The 18,800-nt window shown below is 64.8% G+C and carries 16 protein-coding genes; 4 read left to right on the forward strand and 12 right to left on the reverse strand.

Going from position 1 to position 18,800, the window contains the following annotated elements:
- Positions 1–19: 19 nt before the first annotated feature.
- From AC1DR6_RS10180 to AC1DR6_RS10235, 12 genes are all read right to left on the reverse strand, one after another.
- Complete coding sequence (locus AC1DR6_RS10180; RefSeq protein WP_476829106.1) at positions 20–796, reverse strand: amino acid ABC transporter ATP-binding protein; 777 nt, start codon at positions 794–796, stop codon at positions 20–22.
- Positions 786–1,616 carry an amino acid ABC transporter permease gene (locus AC1DR6_RS10185; RefSeq protein ID WP_476829107.1) on the reverse strand — a complete coding sequence of 277 codons (831 nt, stop codon included), beginning with the start codon at positions 1,614–1,616 and terminating at the stop codon, positions 786–788. Before AC1DR6_RS10185 ends, AC1DR6_RS10180 begins: the two co-directional genes overlap by 11 nt.
- Positions 1,613–2,359 carry an amino acid ABC transporter permease gene (locus tag AC1DR6_RS10190; protein ID WP_476829108.1) on the reverse strand — a complete coding sequence of 249 codons (747 nt, stop codon included), beginning with the start codon at positions 2,357–2,359 and terminating at the stop codon, positions 1,613–1,615. Before AC1DR6_RS10190 ends, AC1DR6_RS10185 begins: the two co-directional genes overlap by 4 nt.
- A gap of 41 nt (positions 2,360–2,400) precedes the next feature.
- On the reverse strand, positions 2,401–3,255 hold the full coding sequence (locus AC1DR6_RS10195) for a transporter substrate-binding domain-containing protein (protein WP_476829109.1): 855 nt from the start codon (positions 3,253–3,255) through the stop codon (positions 2,401–2,403).
- A gap of 34 nt (positions 3,256–3,289) precedes the next feature.
- Positions 3,290–4,807 carry an FAD-dependent oxidoreductase gene (locus AC1DR6_RS10200; RefSeq protein ID WP_476829110.1) on the reverse strand — a complete coding sequence of 506 codons (1,518 nt, stop codon included), beginning with the start codon at positions 4,805–4,807 and terminating at the stop codon, positions 3,290–3,292.
- Positions 4,808–5,047: 240 nt separating this feature from the next.
- Positions 5,048–5,947: a LysR substrate-binding domain-containing protein gene (locus AC1DR6_RS10205; RefSeq protein ID WP_476829111.1), complete on the reverse strand. Its 900-nt coding sequence runs from the start codon at positions 5,945–5,947 to the stop codon at positions 5,048–5,050.
- Between the two features lie 135 nt (positions 5,948–6,082).
- Positions 6,083–6,934: a serine hydrolase gene (locus tag AC1DR6_RS10210; RefSeq protein ID WP_476829373.1), complete on the reverse strand. Its 852-nt coding sequence runs from the start codon at positions 6,932–6,934 to the stop codon at positions 6,083–6,085.
- A 53-nt stretch (positions 6,935–6,987) separates the two neighbouring features.
- Complete coding sequence (locus AC1DR6_RS10215) at positions 6,988–7,962, reverse strand: serine hydrolase (protein WP_476829112.1); 975 nt, start codon at positions 7,960–7,962, stop codon at positions 6,988–6,990.
- 34 nt (positions 7,963–7,996) lie between these two features.
- Positions 7,997–9,592, reverse strand: a complete 1,596-nt coding sequence (locus AC1DR6_RS10220) for an ABC transporter substrate-binding protein (protein ID WP_476829113.1) — start codon at positions 9,590–9,592, stop codon at positions 7,997–7,999.
- A 177-nt stretch (positions 9,593–9,769) separates the two neighbouring features.
- Positions 9,770–10,618 carry an IclR family transcriptional regulator gene (locus tag AC1DR6_RS10225; protein WP_476829114.1) on the reverse strand — a complete coding sequence of 283 codons (849 nt, stop codon included), beginning with the start codon at positions 10,616–10,618 and terminating at the stop codon, positions 9,770–9,772.
- 68 nt (positions 10,619–10,686) lie between these two features.
- Positions 10,687–12,204 carry an AMP-binding protein gene (locus AC1DR6_RS10230; RefSeq protein ID WP_476829115.1) on the reverse strand — a complete coding sequence of 506 codons (1,518 nt, stop codon included), beginning with the start codon at positions 12,202–12,204 and terminating at the stop codon, positions 10,687–10,689.
- Between the two features lie 17 nt (positions 12,205–12,221).
- Positions 12,222–12,998, reverse strand: a complete 777-nt coding sequence (locus tag AC1DR6_RS10235; protein ID WP_476829116.1) for an enoyl-CoA hydratase/isomerase family protein — start codon at positions 12,996–12,998, stop codon at positions 12,222–12,224.
- Positions 12,999–13,192: 194 nt separating this feature from the next.
- On the opposite strand from AC1DR6_RS10235, the gene AC1DR6_RS10240 reads away from it, so the two are divergent.
- The 4 genes from AC1DR6_RS10240 to AC1DR6_RS10255 all read left to right on the forward strand — a co-directional run bounded on the left by AC1DR6_RS10240 (position 13,193) and on the right by AC1DR6_RS10255 (position 18,800).
- Positions 13,193–14,740, forward strand: coding sequence for an AMP-binding protein (locus AC1DR6_RS10240; protein WP_476829117.1), 1,548 nt, complete (start codon positions 13,193–13,195; stop codon positions 14,738–14,740).
- Positions 14,741–14,839: 99 nt separating this feature from the next.
- Complete coding sequence (locus AC1DR6_RS10245) at positions 14,840–16,420, forward strand: ABC transporter substrate-binding protein (RefSeq protein WP_476829118.1); 1,581 nt, start codon at positions 14,840–14,842, stop codon at positions 16,418–16,420.
- Positions 16,417–17,835, forward strand: a complete 1,419-nt coding sequence (locus AC1DR6_RS10250) for an MmgE/PrpD family protein (protein WP_476829119.1) — start codon at positions 16,417–16,419, stop codon at positions 17,833–17,835. Before AC1DR6_RS10245 ends, AC1DR6_RS10250 begins: the two co-directional genes overlap by 4 nt.
- Positions 17,832–18,800, forward strand: coding sequence for an ABC transporter permease (locus tag AC1DR6_RS10255; protein ID WP_476829120.1), 969 nt, complete (start codon positions 17,832–17,834; stop codon positions 18,798–18,800). Before AC1DR6_RS10250 ends, AC1DR6_RS10255 begins: the two co-directional genes overlap by 4 nt.

The following is an 18,800-nucleotide window of genomic DNA, read 5'->3' on the forward strand; positions in this document are numbered from 1 at the left end:
TTATCGCGCGGTCGGGTCGTTAGAGGACTTGGCTCAGGAACTGCCTTGTCCGCGGATCCTTGGCGCTGGTGAAGAACTCCTGCGGCGGACCGTGCTCGACGATCACGCCATTGTCGGTGAAATAGATGTGGTCGGCGACTTCGCGCGCGAAGCCCATCTCGTGCGTGACGAGAATGCAGGTCATGCCATCGGCTGCGAGTTCCTTGATCGTCGCCAGCACTTCCTTGACCGTCTCGGGGTCCAGCGCGGCGGTGACCTCGTCGAAGAGCATCACGTCAGGACGCATCGCGAGACTGCGCGCGATCGCGACACGCTGCTGCTGGCCGCCCGACAACTGCCCCGGATAGGCATCCTCCTTGCCGGTCAGCCGCACTTTCGCGATCAGCGCGCGGGCGCGCCGCCCGACCTCGGCCTTCGGCTCCCGCAGAACCTTGAGCGGCGCCATCATGACATTTTCGAGCGCGGTCTTGTGCGGGAAGAGGTTGTACTGCTGGAAGACGATGCCGACCTTCCGGCGCAGGGCCAGCTTGTCCAGCCGGGGATCGTTCACCTCGCGTCCACCGACCGTGATCGAGCCATGCTGGATCGGGCTCAAGCCGTTGATGCAGCGGATCAGGGTCGATTTACCCGAGCCGGACGGGCCGATGATGCAGACGACCTCGCCCTTGCCGATATCGAGGCTGATCCCCTTGATGACCTTCAAAGCGCCGAAGGATTTGTGGACGTCCTTCAATGAGACGATCGGCTCCCGGAGCTGCGTCCGGGGATCAGCGGCAGGATTGGTTTCAGGCGACATAGCGACGCTCCAGTCTCCGTGTCAGGAGCGCGATCGGATAAATGTACGCAAAAAAGAGGCACAACAGGAACAGGTAGAACGGGAAGAGCAGATCCGGCCGGGCGCCCGCCGCCTCCATGCCCGCCTGCGCGTTCGCCACCGCCTCGTGCACGCTGAAGATCGAAGCCATCGGCGTCGACAGCGTGAGAAGCGCGTACCAATTCATCCACGGCGGAATGGCACGACGGACGCATTGCGGCAGGATGACCCAGCGCAGCGTCTGCGAGCGGGTGAAACCCAGTCCCTCTGCCGATTCCCACTGCCCGGTAGGAATGGAATGCACCGCGCCGCGGACGATCTCGCTGATGTTCCCCATCACGGGCAGGGCGAAGGCGACCACGGCCTTGATCCAGTCCGGCAGCGGCAACCTGGCCCCGCCGGGCAGCCGAAGCTCGTTCGGCAACAGGTACATGATCGCGAAAAGGATCACGAGCCAGGGCGAATTGCGCAACAGATGTGTGACGAAACGCGACGGCGTGCGCACCGTCGCAAGAACGCTGATCTGCATCAGTCCCAAGGCGAAACCGAGAAGCGTGGCCAGCGCCATCGCGACGAAGCTCATCGCCAGATTCAGCGCGAACCCCCGCAGAATGAAGGCAAGCCAGATCCCCAGGGTCTCGATGGCGGACGCACGCCCCGGCGGGGCGGACTGGGCCCAGGCGGACGCGAGTGAGGCCGTGAAGGCGGCGAGCAGGCAGACGCCGTACCGCCAACTCAGCATGGCCAGCGGCCGCGACGGTGACAGGCGGTCCTTGTCGATGACGAAAGCGCGCCCCGTCATTGGCCATATCCTGGCAGGGCGGCCCGGCGCTCGATGAAATGCAGCACTCCCGCCAGCACCGTCACCACGATGATGTAGAACAGGAACAGCAGGAGCATCATCTCGGGGACGTTGACGTTGTCCGACCAAACCTGGTTCAGGACGTAGGTCATCTCCGGTACGGCGATGACGTAGGCCAGCGATGTGGTCTTGGCCAGACTGACCAGATTGTTCGTCAGAGCCGGCAGGCTGATCCGGAACGAGAGCGGCAAGGTGATATGGAGATAGGTCTGCCAGCGCGAGAAACAGAGGCTTTCGGCGGCCTCTAGCGTGGATTCGGGCACGGCTTCCAGTCCCGAGCGAAAAATCTCGACGTTGAACGCGCCCCCGAAGACGCCGAGCGAGAGGATCGCCCAGCCATAGGCCGAGACGATGGGCTGGGAGTATCCGCCCATGTCGACGGCGGGCACGAGCGTTCCAAGGCCGAAAAAGAAGAACAGAAGCTGGATCATCGGCGGCGTATTGCGGAACGCCTGGATGTAGGCGTCCATCGCAACCCGCACGAAGCGGCTTCTGGCGTTCTGAGCCCAGGCGCCCAGAACGCCGATCACCAGCGATAGCAACAACGTCCAGAAGATAAGCTGGAGCGAGTTGCCCGCGCCGGTGACGAAGCGATCGAACTCATACCGGTCGTAGAACACGTTGAAGTTCAGCCCCGTCGTCTCGTAAAGCCTCCGGAAATACGGTCCGATGAAATCTAGCATGAGAGGCGATTACCCACGGAACGGGTCTGAACAGGCATCGTTCAGTTCTTCGGGTTGAGATAGGTCGTATCCCAACGCAGCTTCTGCTGCTGTTCGGTGAACCAGTCGCCGGGCTTCACATTCCATTTTTTGGCCAGCTCGATCAGCTTGCCCTCGCTCTGCCAGCGATAGGCCATGCCGGTGACGAAGGAGCCCCAACCCTTGTTCAATTCCTCGATCGGCACCGCCGCCGCCCAGGGATTGTTATAGAGCGCCGAGACCGGCATCTCGTAATCCTGCCATTCGGGCGCTTCGAGATCGGCCATGATGCTGACGTCGTCATAGATCCAGGCGATGCATTTCCCGGTCCGCAGCGCTTCCTTGCCCTCGGTATTCCCTGCGAATGCCGTGAGCCTGGCCTTCAGATCGGTCTCGATCTGCTTGTTGTAGGCGTTGCCCTGCTTGCCGCAGACAGGCTTGTTCGCGATGTCCTTCCAGTCCTTTATGACGCCCTTCTTGGCGAGCATGCTCGGGCCGGACGTCCAGTAGGCGGGCTCGATGACGCCGACGATCTTACGCCGTTCGGCGGTGTCGTACATGCCGCCGAGAATCAGATCGATCTTGCCCTGCTGCAGCATTTGCATGCGATTGGCGGAGGTGATCACGACAGGCTCGAATTTGACGCCGAGCGCGTCGGCGACGCTCTTGCCGAGGTCGACTTCGATGCCCTGCAGCGTTCCGTCCGGAGCCGGGTAAGACCACGGCTTGAAGGCTCCCTGAACACCGACCCTGACGGTTCCGCGATCGAGAACCTCCTTGAGCCGCCCTTCCGCCGCCCGCGTCGGCGTTGTCGCCGCGAGGGCCACAGCCAGTCCCAGGACGGCTCCGAGGTATTTAGACAGGCGTGGCGATGACATGGTGTTCCCCTTTTTTGCTTCTTGCCGACCGTATTCAGGCCGATTTTCCCTTTGGAAAATGATTGTCCTGATGCTTCAGGAAGGCCTCGACCTCGGCAGCCGCGCGTGAGGCATTCCAGCCCAGGAGGTCGGACACGGAGCGGGCGGCATCGGCGACGAACTCGGGCTCCACATGCCGGCCCCAGGCACGGCCGGTGCGCGTGTAGAGGATTCCGGGCAGATCGCGTGCGTGCTCGTCGCGCACGGCCTGCCTGTAGGCGGCGACATCGTCCAGACCGCCGTTCACCATGGCCCGATCCTTGACAGGACCGGTGTCCACTGCGGCCGATCGCGATGGCTGCAGCCGGCTGGATATGGCCGCGACAAGATCGCGCGCGGCGCTCGGATGGCTCTGCACCGGGCCTGCCGTCATCGCGAGTACGCCCGGCATCCCCCTGTCGGCAAGGTCGTGGATTTCGCGCGTCCGACGGCCCATGGGTAGGGCGGCATCGAATGTCAGCGGGCGCACGCCGGCCCAGCTGAACCCGACATCCTTTCTCGCCAGAGACAGGCCGGGAAGAAGATGATTGGCCTCCGACAGAAGAAAATCGATGTCATCGGCCGTTGGCCGAGCCCGATCCGCATCCTCGTCGAAGGGTGTCTCGGTGGGCCCGAAGAAGAACCAGTCCCCCTCGATAGGCAAGCAATAGAACGGCATGCCGCCGCGATGCAGCGTCGCGATGCCGAAGCCCCGGTAGCGCTCGGGCAGCTTTACGACGATGTGCGAGCCCTTGGTTCCGCGCACCAAAGGCCGGTCGGTCGGCGCTCCGTCTGGGCGGATATCGTCAATCCAGGTGCCGGCGAGGTTCAGGACCATCCTGGCCTGGATCGTCTCGGTCCGTCCCGAGCGTTCCGAGAGGTCGACGAGCCAGCCCCCGTCGGTAGCGCGTTCTCGCAGCGCGGCTTGGGTGAACAGCCGCAGGGTCGCGCCGTTGCGCTCCGCCGCGAGCGCGTTGTCGACGCAGATACGGTCCGGCCAGTCGATCATGTATTCGCAATAGGTCGCGACGGATGTGAGCTGCTCTCGATCGCGCAGGTCAGCGACGAAGGGGATCTCCGATACACGTTCGTGCCGGACCCGCCGATAGTCGAGCGGCAGGGCGGAGGGCCCGAGGCGTTTCAGAAGCGCGAAGCCAAGGTCGAGATGCCAGCTTCGGATGTCGTCGCGCCGATAGAGGGGAAAGCACATCGTGAACGGCCGGCAGAGATCCGGCCTGAGACGGACCAGTTCCTCGCGTGACTCCATCGCCGCCTTGGCCATCTTCATCGCGCCGAGCAATCGCTGCGGCGAGCGGGCGAACGTCCTGACCGGGTGCCGGGTCTCGAAATACCGCAGCCCGCAATGCAGGATCCGGGAGGAGCGGCTGGACGCACCGCCGGCAAGGTCGGCCTTTTCCGCCAGCAACACGGTGTATCCGGCAGACGTCAGTGCGCGGGCCGCGCTCGTCCCGTTGATGCCCCCGCCGATGATGACGACGTCGAAGGCGTTCGCGCTTTCGGTTGCCTTGGCCATCTCCAGGAATGCCGCTCCGCGAGAGATCGATGGCAGAGTTAAGCGTCGACTTCGAAATACTCCAAATAGAATTTTCGGCGACCGTTATGCGAGATTCCTATACCGGATCGCAGGTCTCGACGTGACCGCGAAGCAGAGCGGCGGATTCTGCTGCGATCATCGTGAGCCGGCGTTCGTCGCATCCGGCCTGCCGGGACGGGGGTCAGGCCGCAACGCGGCTAAGTCAGGAAGCGAAAGGGCTCAAGGCAGTTGCCGCAACGCGGCGTCACGCTCGCTCGCCATCATGTCGAGCAGGTCGTCGACCGCCCGGCTTGGAGGTCGTGCCTCCGGGCGCAGCAGCGCCACGTTGAAGGGGATCGTCGGTGTAAAGGGAATGATGCGCACCCGCTCGTCGGCTTCGAACACGGCGGTGTAAGGATCGATGAGGCCGATGCCGACACCGCGTTTCACGAGCTGGTGCACGGTTAGGGAAACGGTCGTTTCGTAAGCGGGCTCATAGGCCACGCCCGAGGAGCGAAAGGCCTGGGCGACCAGTTGCCCGCCCGATGTCACAGAAGCCCAGGAGATGAATGGCACCGCTTTGAGGTCGGCGGGCTCGATCCACGCCTTGTCCGCAAGCGGATGACCGGCCGGAACCGCAGCGACATAAGGGGTTTCGCTGAATGGCTCGATGCGGAAGCCCGAGCGTCTGAAAGGGGTCTCCGCCAGGCCGAAGTCGATCTGCTGCGAAGCGGCCCACTCCTCGACGCGCGCCGACACCGTGACATGCAGCAGCACCTTCGTCTTCGGCCAGCCTTCTTGGAATTTTGCCAGAAGCTGGGGCACGAAACAGAGGCCCATGGCCGGCATGACGGCGGCGTCGATACGGCTGCTTTCACCCTCCGCCACGCGGGCCGCAAAACTCCTCAGGGAATCGAGGGAAACATAGGCGCGCTCGATCTCGTCGAGCAGCAGGCGCGCGACGGATGTCGGCGTGACAAGCCCGCGGCGACGCTCGAACAGGCTGACGCCGAGTTCGGCCTCGAGCTTGTCCAGCAGCCGGCTGACGGCAGGCTGGCTCCGCCCCAGCAGCTCCGCGGCAGCGCTCACGGTGCCTGTCAGCATGACGGCTCTGAACGCTGAAAAGTATATCAAATTCACGGATGATCGCTCCAGCCCATATCCGGGCGCGAATGCACTGATGGGGCTTGGATAGCCGAAGCTAGGTGCCGTCCACCAGTTTCAGCGAGTTTTATCACGGATCGAAGCCGGCCGTGTGCTTTAGCCTCGTAGGGTTCAGGCCAAAGCGTCCCAGCATTGTCGCGACAGGCGCCCGATCGCCAGCATCGCGGAGGCATAGCCGGGCATGCTGTCGGGCAGGGTGGGTGCGAGGTCGTAGGCGTAGGCCGCCATCGAGAAGAGCGGCGCCCCGTCGCGATAGACGATGCCCGCATCCATCTTGCCATTTCGCCCGGTGCCGGTTTTGTGGCAAACGCGCGCGCCATTCGGCAGCAACAGCGGGATCATGGTGCGGTAGGCCTGCCAGCTCATGAAGTCGAGCGCGAGGCGGCAGAGCTCGGCGGAGCATCCGAGCCTGCCGAGAGCAGCTTCGTCGCCCGTGCTGCCGTCGAGGATAAGCCGCAGCAGGACGACTTGATCGGCCGCCGTCGTCGAAGCGACGAAATCGAAGGACACGTCCTGAGGCATCTCGCGCGGCGGCACGGAAAAGCGGATTTCTGTGCCGACCATGCCGACAGAGCGGCAAAACGCCATGATCTCCTCGACCGGCAGACGCTCGCCGACGATCGCCGTGCAGATATTGTCGCTGGTCACGATCATCTGCAGGATCGCGTCACGAAGCGGAAAGGTCAGTCCCGGCGTCATGTAGTAGAAGGTTCCGGAGGGAACGCCTTCCTGAAGCCGGGCCTCCACCTTGACCGGTTCGTGAAGCGATAGCCGACCCTCATGGACCGCTCGGAAAGCTGCCATCATGAAGGCGATCTTGCGCGTGCTGGCCGATGGCACCTGCCGTTCGGCCTCGATCCCGATCCGGTTACCGTCGCGCAGATCCTCCACTGCCAGCGTCATCGGAAAAGGCTGTGCCGCCATGATCTCGCGCAGAAGCGGTTCGATCTCCGCCAGCGGCATGGTCTTCCGCACACCCGGAAACAGCCCCGGCAGGCCGCTATGAAGCGCTTGTGTCATCCTCGGACCTCCCCGGCACGTGGCGCGACGAGCAGGAAATAGTCGCAGATCAGCCGCGAGATGTCGGCGATGGCTCGGTCGCGCTCCTCGACCTGCATGGGCGAACCCTTGATATAGATGACGAGTGCGACGGTGCCGGCGTCGTCAGGCAAGACGAGATAGCCGAGATCGTTGGCAGTGCCCGTGCCGCTTCCCGTCTTGTTCAGCACCTGGACGCCGTGCGGCAGACGCGCGCGGATTCGCGTTGGCGAGGTGCGGGTTCGTGACATCATCGCGATCAATCGCTGCGCGCCGTCAGCCGCGATGCCCTCGCGCAGCCAGAGCCGTCGCAGCAATTCCAGCATTGCATCGGGCGTACCGTGGTCGCGCTCGTCATGGCGATAATCGGCTTCGCTCGTGCTGGTACGGCTGCGCGCGGCGAGCTTGTCGTGCGGCAGATCGGCCAGGGCACTGCGCATCGACATTTCGGCGGAAGGCAGGTCGATCTCGTGCATCACGCAAAGCGCCTCGCGCATCGTCCGGCCGACCTCGAGCGCACCGAGTCCGATGCCGTCGAGATAGGCGCGCACCCGCGTCGGGCCACCGACGAGGCGGAAGAGCACGTCGGTCGCGGTGTTGTCGCTGCGGATGATCGTCGTTTCCAGCAGATTCGCGAGCGAGAGGGCCACTCCCGGATGCGGGAACTCCTCGCCGATCGATCCGAGCGGAGTCATCTCGGCCTCGCCGATCTCGTAGAGTTCCGTCCAGGACAGCGCGCCGCGCTCCACCGCGTCGAGTACGGCCAGTGCCAGCGGCATCTTGACGGTGCTCGCCATCGGGAAGCGCTCTTCGGAGCGCCACGACAGACGCAGTCCGCTTTCCAGATGCAGAGCGGCGGCGCCGACCGTGCCGGCCGTGAACGCCGCCAGGCGCCCGATCTCGGCCGTAGCGCGGCGCTGGAGCGCCACGGATCGCTGCTCGACGATGCTCATGATGCTGTTCCGAAGCAGCAGCGGCCGTCGCGCCTCACTTCCTGGCCTTGTGGACGTCGAGCGCGAAGGTCATTTCGTCGACGCGCGGATCGTATCGCAGAGTGCTCTTCGTCGCCCAGATGTTCTTGAAGTGATAGAGCGGCAGGATAGGCAGGTCGGCGGCCACGATCTTCACCGTCTCGACGATCGTCGCTTCGCGCTTGGCCTCGTCGGTCTCGCCGATGATCGCGGTGGTCAGCGCGTCGAGCTTGGCGTTGCTATAGAGGCCCCAATTATATAGGCCCCAACCGGTCTCTTGGCTTTTCGTGCCGACGAGGTCGCGCAGCAGGCTCGTCGCCTCCATCGAGGCATTGCCCCAGCCGCCCATATAGGCCGCGAACTCATTCCTGGCGCCACGCGAGGAATAGACGCTGAACGGCATCGCATCGATGTTCGTCTCGATGCCGACGCGGCTCCACATCTGGGCGATCGCCTGCGCAACCTCGACATTGTAGGGCGTGCGATCGTTTGCGGTCGACAGGGTCAGCTTGAAGCCGTTGGGGTAGCCGGCATCGGTCAGGATCTGCTTGGCCTTCTGCGGATCATAGGCCGGAACCGGGGTCTTGGCGTCGTGGCCGAGCACGCCGGCGGGAAGCCACTGGCCGGTGGGCGTCGCTGTGCCCAGCATGACCCGATCGGTAATGCCGGTGCGATTGATCGCCATCGAGAGCGCCTCACGCACCTTCAGCTTTGTCAGGGGCGATGGATCGATCTTCGCGCCGCTTTTGTCTGTGGTTGCAGGCGCATCGGCGGCCGGCTTGAACATCGGCACGACGTAGTTCACGCGTAGGCCGGCGACCGAGGCCACCTTGACCTGGGGTGAGCTTTCCAGACGCGGCAGGTCGCTGGCGGAAGGCGCGTCGATGACGTCGAGATCGCCTGCGAGGAGAGCCGCGGTGCGCACCGCGACATTGCCGATCAGCCGGAGCGTCACCGTGTCCCAATCGCTTTTATCGCCCCACCAGGCATCGTTGCGGACGAGCTCGATGCGCTCGCCCGGCGTATAGCTCACCAGTTTGAAAGGCCCGGTGCCGACCGACGCCTTGCCGCTGTTGTAGTCGGCCGTCGTGGCGTTTTCGCCGATATGGCGCGAGACGATGGCGATGCGGGTGAGGTCGCTCGGCAAATTGGGCGTTGGGGTCGCGGTGGTGATCCGCAGCAACGTCGGGCTGGCGATCTCGACATTTGCGATCGGCCGCAAGATGCCGGCGAAGCCGCCGAGGTTGTTGGGCACGTTGAGCGCGCGCTTCAGGGTGAAGGCCACGTCGTCGGCGCTGAAGGGCTTTCCGTCATGCCAGGTCACGCCCTCTCGCAGCTTGAACTCCCACACGGTCGGCGAGACCGAGCGCCATTCGGTCGCCAGACCCGGCGTCAGCTTGCCGTCGAAGGAGCGATGCACGAGGCGATCGAAGATGTGGAAGGCCACGAGGTTGTTGGGCGTCGTGCTGTAGAAATGCGGGTCTAGCGAATTGACGGAGCCGCCGATGCCGATCGTCAGCTTTTCGGCCTGTGCCGTGGTCGCGGCCACAAGTCCAAGCGCGGTGAAAGCGAGAAGGGCGCCGCGCATGCGGCGCTTGATGTGAGCGGTCATTGCGATCCCCAGTTTTTATTGGTATGTAATATCAAATATTTGAAGACAATTTCGACGAGCTGTCAAGCCGCGGGGCTCTATACGGGGCGACGGCCCAGTGGGGAGACGGCGCGGGCGCGCGCTTGGGCGGGCGTAGTTTGTTTAAGATGCGGCCTGCGCCGCGAACCGGTCCGCAGATCAGGAGATCAGGGCGGCCGAAGCCTGGCGCGCGGCTTCGATGACCAGCGGAGCGAGCTGCTCGATGGCGGCGTCACGGTCGTAGCGCATGGTCAGGCTCGACAGGTTGATCGCACCCAGCGCGCGCCCGGCCCGATCATGCACCGGCGCCGAGACCGAAATGCTGCCTTGCGCCATGTTCTTCTCGGTCACAGCGAAGCCGACGGTCCGGACCTCTTCCAGAATGCGCAGCATCTCGCCGGACTTGCTGACCCCGGTGCGCTTGGCCACCGATGGATCGGAGATCGACCAGATCTTTTCGACATGCGCGGGGGCCGAATAGCCTAGCAGCACCTGCCCGGATGAGGAGGACAGCGCCGGGAAGCGGGTGCCGACCGGGAGGTTAACCGAGGAAATCAGCGTGCTCGGCACGGTGGCGATGATGACGATCTCGGCGCTGTCGACCTCGACCCAGGAGATCGTCTCGCGCGTGCGCTCGTTCAGCAGACGCATGAACGGATAGGCGGCTTCCAGCCCAGCATTCGCCGAGAGCGCATGCTGGGTGAAGCGGTAGACCTTCTTCGACAGCATGTAGCGCTTCGACGGCTCATCGCGGTCCAGATAGCCGAGCCGTTCCAACGTGTAGATGAAGCGTTGCGCCGCGCTGCGGCCCAACCCTGTGCGAACGGCGATGTCAGAGAGGCTCAGGCTGGCGGCGTCCTTGTCGAAGGTCTCCAGCACGCGCATCGCCTTCGCGACCGAGGCGACGAAGAGGCGCTCGTCGATCTCCTCCCCACCAGCCGTTCTTGGGCGGGCGGAATTCGTGGCATCCAGGATCGCAGAGGGACTCGCGGTCATAGGCGCTGTCATTCACGTCTCGCGTTCAAACCCGGCTCATGCGGGGTTAGCATCTTTGAAAGCGGGCCGAAACCCGCCGCCTAACCCGCAAAACCATCGGAGAAACGCTGTTTCAGCAAGTTCTTCTGGATCTTGCCCAAGGTGTTGCGCGGCATTTCAGGCACGATCTCGATGCGTTTGGGGACCTTGTATCCGGCCAGTTCGCGCTTGAGCCTTGCAACCGCGTCCTGCGCGTCGAAGGCGGCTCCCTCACGCAATTGCACGACCGCGACCACCGCCTCGCCGAAGTCGCGATGTGGCACGCCGATCACAGCCGTCTCGAAGACGCCGTCGAGTGCATTAACGGCGGTCTCGACTTCCTTTGGATAGACGTTGAGGCCGCCTGTGATGATCAAATCGGCGCCGCGCCCGAGCACGCTGAGATAGCCGTTCGCGTCGAGGCGCCCAAAATCGCCAGTGACGAACCATCCGCCGCGGAACGCCGCCTTCGTCTTCGCCTCATCGCGCCAATAGCCCAGGAACGGATAGGGTTGCAGCAGCTCGATCTTGCCGACCTCGCCCGGCGCGACCTCCTGCCCCTGTTCGTCGACGACCCTGAGCCGCGAACCCGGCAAGGCGAGTCCGGAGGTGTCGGGCCGGCGTCCATCGGAGACGGTATTGGAGCTTACGATCAGGGCTTCGGTCAGACCATAACGGTCGAGCAGCACATGGCCGCTGCGTTGCGCGAAGGCGGCGAAAGCGTCGGCACGCATCGGCGCCGATCCGGTGACGAAGAGACGCATATCGGCGCAGAGCCGCGCGTCGAAGCGCGGATCGGCCAGTAGGCGGCTGTAATAAGTCGGCACACCGGAGAACATCGTCGCGCGCGGCAGCTGCGCAAGGACTACGTCGGCCTCGAATTTCGGCAGCAGGATCATCGCCGCGCCACCAGCCAAAGCGGGCGTCGTCGTGCCGAACAGCCCATAGGCCATCGGGTTGGCGTGCAGCAGCGTGTCGGCCGGCGTAATCTGCCAGGCCCGTGCCAGCGCCCGCGCGTTCCAGATCACGGCACCGCAGGAAAGCAGCGCGCCTTTTGGTTTCCCTGTCGTGCCCGAGGTGTAGACCATCGCATTGGGCTCGGAAGGTGCCATCACGGCGAGATCGCCGAGCCCCTGGAGCCCTGCGCTTTCGCTGCTGAACGTGCCTGTGCCGTCGCGGGCCAGCGTCAGGACGCACGGATGGCCCGTGGCGCGAACCGCGCGCTCCCGCGCTGGATCGCAGACCACCGCCGCGGGCTCCGCATCGCCGAGGATATGGGCGATCTCGCCGGGGGTCAGCCCGATATGAACAGGCAGATAGACGGCGCCCAGGCGACAGGCCGCCAGATAGAGCATGATCGCCTCTGGCGATTTCTCCAGAATGCCAGCGACGATGCCGCCGCGTGATACGCCCTGCCTGGCGAGCAACGCGGCATAACGCGCCGTCACGCCGGCAATGGCACCGAAGGTGACGGTGCGGCCCGTCTCGGTCTCGATGAAGACGCGGGCGGGGTCCTGCACGCAATGGGTCAGCGCCGCATAGACATTGGCGTCGTCGGGCACGTCGACTAGGTTGGCCATCGTCGCTCCGCTGCGCTTCAGCGACCCATGAAGGCTGGCTTGCGCTTTTCCGCAAAGGCACGAGCGCCCTCACGATAATCCTCGCTGCGGTCGGCCTTGTCCGATAGCGCGGCGAGCTCGGCGGCGACGGCGGCGATGCGGCCGGCAACCGCGGCATCGCAGGCGATCTTGGAGGCGAGGATCGACAGCGGCGCGCTCCCAATCATCGGCTCGACGAAACGCAGCGCGGCCGCGACGGGATCGGAAGCGACCAGTTCGCTCGCCAGCCCGCAGGATAGCGCCACCTGCGCATCGATGAGTTCGCCGGTATAAAGCATGCGTCTCGCCATGGCCGCACCGGCGGTCGCGACCAGCAGTTGCGTGCTGTCGGCCGGATAGACCAGCCCCAGCTTGGCTGGGGGCACACCAAAGCGCGCCGTGGCGTCGGCGATCCGGAAGTCGCAGCGCAAAGCCAGCGTGCAGCCGCCGCCGACGCAGGGGCCGCTCACCGCAGCCACGACCGGGACCCGTGAGGCGGACACCGCCGCGTAGGCGGCCATGATCGCGTCCCAATAGATCCGCCGACCGGCCGGGTCGTCACGCAGTGCCGCGAAGGCGCCGATGTCGTCACCGGCACAGAATGCACCGCCGCGCCCTGTCAGTACGATCGCGCGCACGGTCTCGTCCTGGCGCAGGCTCACGAAGCTGTCCCCGAGTTCCTTCCAGGCGGCGCCGTTCAGCGCATTTCGCTTGGCCGGGCGGTTGATGGCGACGATGGCAACCGCGCCATGGCGCTCCAGTTCGATATCGGGCATCGGCAAATCCATTATTGCATTACAATATCAGTTATTTCAATGTGTGCTGGCTGTCAAATTAGCGGCGGCGCCGGGAAGCTTGACAGCTTGCCTCGTTGAATATCAATATCCAATCGTTGTTATTGCTATTCGATTTACCGGATTGCGTTTAGCAACGTGCGAACCGCCCCTCGTGCCCAGTTTGGACAGGCCCGATGAAGACCGACGACGTCACGATTTCCACACTTTGGGACCGACGCGCCGCGAGCGATCCAGACCATGTCTATTGCCGCTTCGGCGAGGACAGCTTCACGATCGGCGCGCTGAACGAGCGCATCAACCGCCTGGCCAACGCCATGCTCGATGCCGGCGCGAAGCCCTGCAACCGTGTCGCGGTCATGCTGCCGAGCCATCCCGACCACATCGTCACCATCTTCGCGCTGGCCAAGGCCGGCCTCGTTCGCATCCCGGTGAATGTTCACCTCAAAGGCGCGGCGCTCGATTTCGTCTTCGACCGCTTCGAACCGCACTGGCTCATCGCCGACCGCGACCATGCTGCCGTGCTGGCTCCCGCCACCGCGCGTTTGCCGGGCTTGTCCGTGCTGTGGCGCGGCGGCGACGAGCCCGCCGGTTTCGCTGGCGTGATCGCCGCCGCGAGCCCGGCCGCGCCTGACGTCGTCGTCGGGCCCGACGACGTCATCGCGATCACCCCGAGTTCGGGCACGACCGGCGAACCCAAGGGCGTTCTGAAAACGGATCGCAGCATGCGGGCGGGTCCGATGGGCACTCTCGCCCTGACCGGCGCCAAGGCTGGCGACGTCTTCCTGCTCTGGGAGCCTCTGCATCATGGCGCGGGCGTTTCGGTGCTCATCGCCGCCTTGATGATGCCGCTGACGCTGGCGCAGGTCGATCGGTTCAGCGCCTCCCAATTCTGGAATCAGGTGCGGCATTACGATGTCACACACATCCACTACCTCGGCGGCGTGCTGCCGCTGCTGCTGAAGCAGCCGGCGAGCGGCCGCGACAGCGATCACAAGGTGCGCATGGCTTGGGGCGGCGGCTGTCCGCTCGATGTCTGGAAGGCCTTCGAGGATCGTTTCGGCATTCCGCTGCACGAGGGCTATGGGCTCTCCGAGATGACGACCTTCGTGACCATCAATCCCGAGGGGCGCGTCGGTTCCTGCGGACGCGCTCTGCCATTCTACGAGGTCGTGCTGCGCGACGAGGATGGCGCCGAGGTGCCGGTCGGCGAGACGGGTGAGATCGCCGTACGGCCTCTGGAGACGGGGCTGTCCTTCATCGGCTATTTCCGCATGCCGGAAGCGAGCGCTGCTCTGATGAAGGATGGCTGGTTCTCCACCGGAGACGTGGCCCGGCGCGATGAGGACGGCTTCCTGTTCTATGCGGGCCGCAAGAAGGACAGCGTCCGGCGCCGCGGCGTCAACATCTCGGCCTGGGAGGTCGAGCGCATCCTGCTGACGCATGACGACATCGAGGAGTGCGCGTTGGTCGGCGTGCCCAGCGAGATGGGCGATGACGACCTGAAGCTGTTTGTCCGGCCTATCGGAGGGCGCGAGCCCGATCCGCTCGACCTGATCAAGTGGTGCGAAAGCCGGATGCCCTATTTCCAGATCCCTCGCTACATCGAGCGCATCGAGGAATTTCCCAAGACGCCGACGCAGCGGATCAAGAAGAGCGACCTGTCGCGCGGCGTGGACAATGCGTTCGACCTCGAACGCTCGGGTTATCGGATCGGCAAATGAACGCGCCGCTCAGCTTGCGAAACTGACGGCAGCCGAACAACGGCGATCTCCAGAGCACGACAGGTGCCGAGAAAGCCACGCGAAGCGGGAGAGAGTGACATGGATCGCAGGGCCTGTTTGGGATTGATGGCAGGCGGCATGGCCTTCGCGCTGCCGGTGCGGCAGGTGCACGCGGCCGACCGGACGCTGCGGATGGCGCTGACCACGGGGCCGACCTCGCTCGACCCGCATTTCCACGACGCTTTCACCAGCGCGCAGGCCTTGCTGCATATCTACAGCCCCTTGATCAGCCAGGATCAGACGGGCGGGCTCGTTCCCGGGCTGGCGACGAGCTGGACGGCACTGGACGACACGACCTGGGAGCTCAAACTGCGTGAGGGCGTCAAGTTCCATGACGGAACGCCGTTCGAGCCCGAGGACATCGAATTCAGCTTCAAGCGTGCGGGCAACATCCCGAACAGCGTCGCCTCCTTCATCTCGAATGTCCGAGACATCGTCGGCGTCGAAATCGTCGATCGGGCGACGGTGCGGATCAAGACGCGCGAGCCCGATCCGATCTTCGCCTACAAGCTCTGTCCGGTCTGCATGCTCTCGCGAAAGCTGCACGCCGAGGCGACGACGGCCGCGATGACGGCAGGCCCGCTTGCTATCGGGACGGGACCCTATCGCTATCGCAGCTTCGCTCCCGGCGAGCGGCTCGAGCTCGTCGCCAACTCCGATTTCTGGGGTGGCAAGCCGGGTTGGGATCTCCTCGTCATGCGCTATCTCAGCGACCCCGGCGCTCGCGTGGCGGCCCTGTCGACGGGTGACGCCGACATTATCGACGGCGTACCGGTGCAGGACGTGACCAAGCTCCAAAGCGATCCGAAGATCGAGATCGCCGGCACGGCGGCCTATCTCTCCGTCTATCTGGCGCTCGATACGACCAGAGAGACGACGCCCTTCGCCTTCGACAACGCCGGCATGCCGCTGGCGAAGAATCCGCTCGCCGACCTCCGCGTCCGCCAGGCGATCGCGCTCGCCTTCGACCGGCAGGCGATCGTCGACCGGCTGATGTCCGGACAAGGCACCCCGGCCAACCAACTCATCAGCACGGCCGCCCCCGACCATGCGCGCGGATGGCCGCCGCTTCCGGTCGATCTCGCCAAAGCCAGGGAACTGTTGAAGGCGGCGGGCTATCCCGAGGGCTTCCAGCTCACCATCCATGGCCCGAACGGCCAGTTCGCCAACGACACGGCGGTCCTGCAGGCGCTGGCGCAGGGGCTGACCCGTATCGGCATCCGCACCACGGTGGAGACGGCTCCGATGGCGCCGTTCCTGTCAAAGGCCTCGGCTCGCGCTTATTCGGCCTTCATGTCTGGCTTCAACTCGCCCTATGCGCTGATCACGTTGCGGTCGCTTGTGATGACGCCCGATCCCAAGCGCGGGCTCGGCAGCTCGAACCGGGCGGCCTATTCGAACGCGAAGGTGGACGAGCTCGGAAGCGAGGCGCTGCGGACAATGGACGCGGCGAAGCGGCAGGCGCTGATCGACCAGGCGCTCAAGGTCCTGAACGACGATGCCGGGATGATCCCGATCTTCTACACCCGCGCAAATTGGGCAACCCGCAAGAGCGTCGTCCGTTACAAGGCCAATCCGATGTCCCGGACGAGCGCTTTCTACGCCGAGCCGGTGGCATGACCGGGCTGGAGGCGCTGGCGGCCGGCGCCTCGGCGCTGGCGCTGGAGGACATTCCCGAAAGCGTTCGCGCCGAGACGAAGCGGATGCTGCTCGACATGCTGGCTTGCATCGTGGCCGCGCGAGCGACTAGCGTCGGCACCGTCACCGCTCGGATCGCGGCGGGCATGGGCCATGGCGAGGGCCGTGCATCGCTGATGGGCGAGACCTATCTGATGGCGCGGCTCGGCGATGCGATGGACTTCGAGGAAGGCTGTGCCGGCGCCCATTTCGGTTGCGGCGCCGTCGCCGCGACGCTGGCGCTGGCGCGCATCCACGAGACCTCCGGGGCCGATCTGCTGCTTGCGATCGCGACCGGTTACGAGCTGGCCGCGCGACTTTCGGCCGCGATCGGCAGCTATTACGTCACGGACGCCGAGGGCCGGCAGGTCTTCGCGCCGGTCTGGGGCATCGCCGCCCCGGTGGTGATGGCGTCGGTCGGCGCCGGCGCACGTTTGCGGGCTCTCGCGCCTGCGGACGGCGCGCAGGCCTATGCCCATGCGCTGTCCAATGCGCCGATTCCGATCGGCGCCAAATGGAATCTGGCAGTCGATCTCCCGGACACGAAATACTGCGATACCGGATGGTGTGCGCTGGCCGGCATCGGAGGCGTTCTTGCGGCGGAGGCCGGCTCGACCGCCTTGGTCAATCTGGTCGATGGCGACAACGGCTTCTTCCGCATGTTGTCGGCACCGAACGCGCTCCTGCAGCGCCTGACGGCGTCCTGGGGCGAGAGCTGGGCCATCTCTGGCATTGTCTACAAAGACTGGCCGTGCTGCGGCATGCTGCTCCCCGCCATGACCAACCTTACCGACCTGCTCGCCGCGCATGCGATCCAGCCGGCGGAAATCAAAGCGATCCATGTAACGACGGGGGCTGCGGCGACATCGGCGCGCTTCGCCAATCAGAATCCTTCCACTTTCGCCAGCCGTCAGTTCAGCTTTCCCCATGCCTTCGCCATGCTGTGCCTGGGAATTCCCGGCGGCCCGGACTGGCTGTCGGACGAAACGAACCGGCGCGACGACGTTCGCGCGCTGCGCCGGAAGGTCACTGTCGCGGAGCATAATCCCCATGCGGCGGGCGGCCGGGTTTTGCCCCTGCGGCGCAAGCCGAGCAGCGTGACCGTCACCACGACGCGCGACGCCTTCTCGCTGACGACCGATCTCGACACAGCCGCCGTCGCGCGCCATGAGCGGCGCTGGACCGATGACGATGCGCAAAACAAGTTTCGCGCTCAGGTCGCGGGGCCGGAGGCCGAGGCGATCATTGCAGCCGTCGCCTCCCTGGAGACGCTGGCCACCGTGCGGCCTTTGATCGAGGCCCTCGACCGCGTCCGCCATCCGTCGGTCGCCGATCCGAGCCTGGAGGTGCGCGCGTGACCGGCTGGGCTTTCGTTCGAATCGCTCAGGCGGTCTTCGTGGTTCTGGCGATGACCGTCATCGTGTTCGTCGGGATTCATGTCATCGGCGATCCCGTCGAGGTGCTGATCTCGCCCGAGGCCGACCAGGCCGAACGCCTGCGCGCGATTGCGGCTTTTGGGCTCGACAAGCCTTTGTGGCAACAATATTTCGCCTTTCTCGGCGGCGCGCTGCACGGCGATCTCGGCCGTAGCTTCGTTTATAACGAGCCGGCCCTGAAGGTCATCCTTCAGCGCATGCCGGCGACGCTGGAGTTGGCGGTCGCGGCCATGCTGCTGGCGATCACAATCGGCATCCCGCTCGGCCTCTATGCCGGCGTCCGGCCGCATTCTCGCCTGTCCAAGGTGATCATGACCGGCTCGATCCTTGGCTTCTCGCTGCCGGGCTTCTGGGTCGGACTCCTCCTGATCATGATCTTCGCCGTGCAGCTCGGCTGGATGCCCTCGGGCGGGCGCGGCGAGACGCGTGCCGTGTTTGGCGTGGCCTGGTCCTTTCTCACGCTGGACGGCCTGCATCACATGCTGCTACCGGCGCTCAATCTCGCTCTGTTCAAGATCTCGCTGGTGATGCGGCTGGTGCGGGCGGAAACCCAGGAAATCGTCCAGCAGGACTATATCCGCACCGCCCGCGCCAAGGGGTTGGACGAGAAGCGGGTCATCTTCGTGCATCTGCTGAAGAACATCCTGATCCCGGTGGTTACCATCATCGGGCTCGAATTCGGCTCGCTTATCGCCTTCTCGGTCGTCACCGAGACGATCTTCGCCTGGCCCGGCATGGGCAAGCTCATCATCGACAGCATCCAAGTGCTCGATCGTCCGATGATCGTCGCCTACCTGATGATCGTGGTGCTGATGTTCGTAATGATCAATCTCATCGTCGACGCGCTCTACACGGCGCTCGATCCCCGTGTCCGGATGGACAAATGA

Source organism: Allobosea sp. P5_A5, assembly GCF_056400625.1.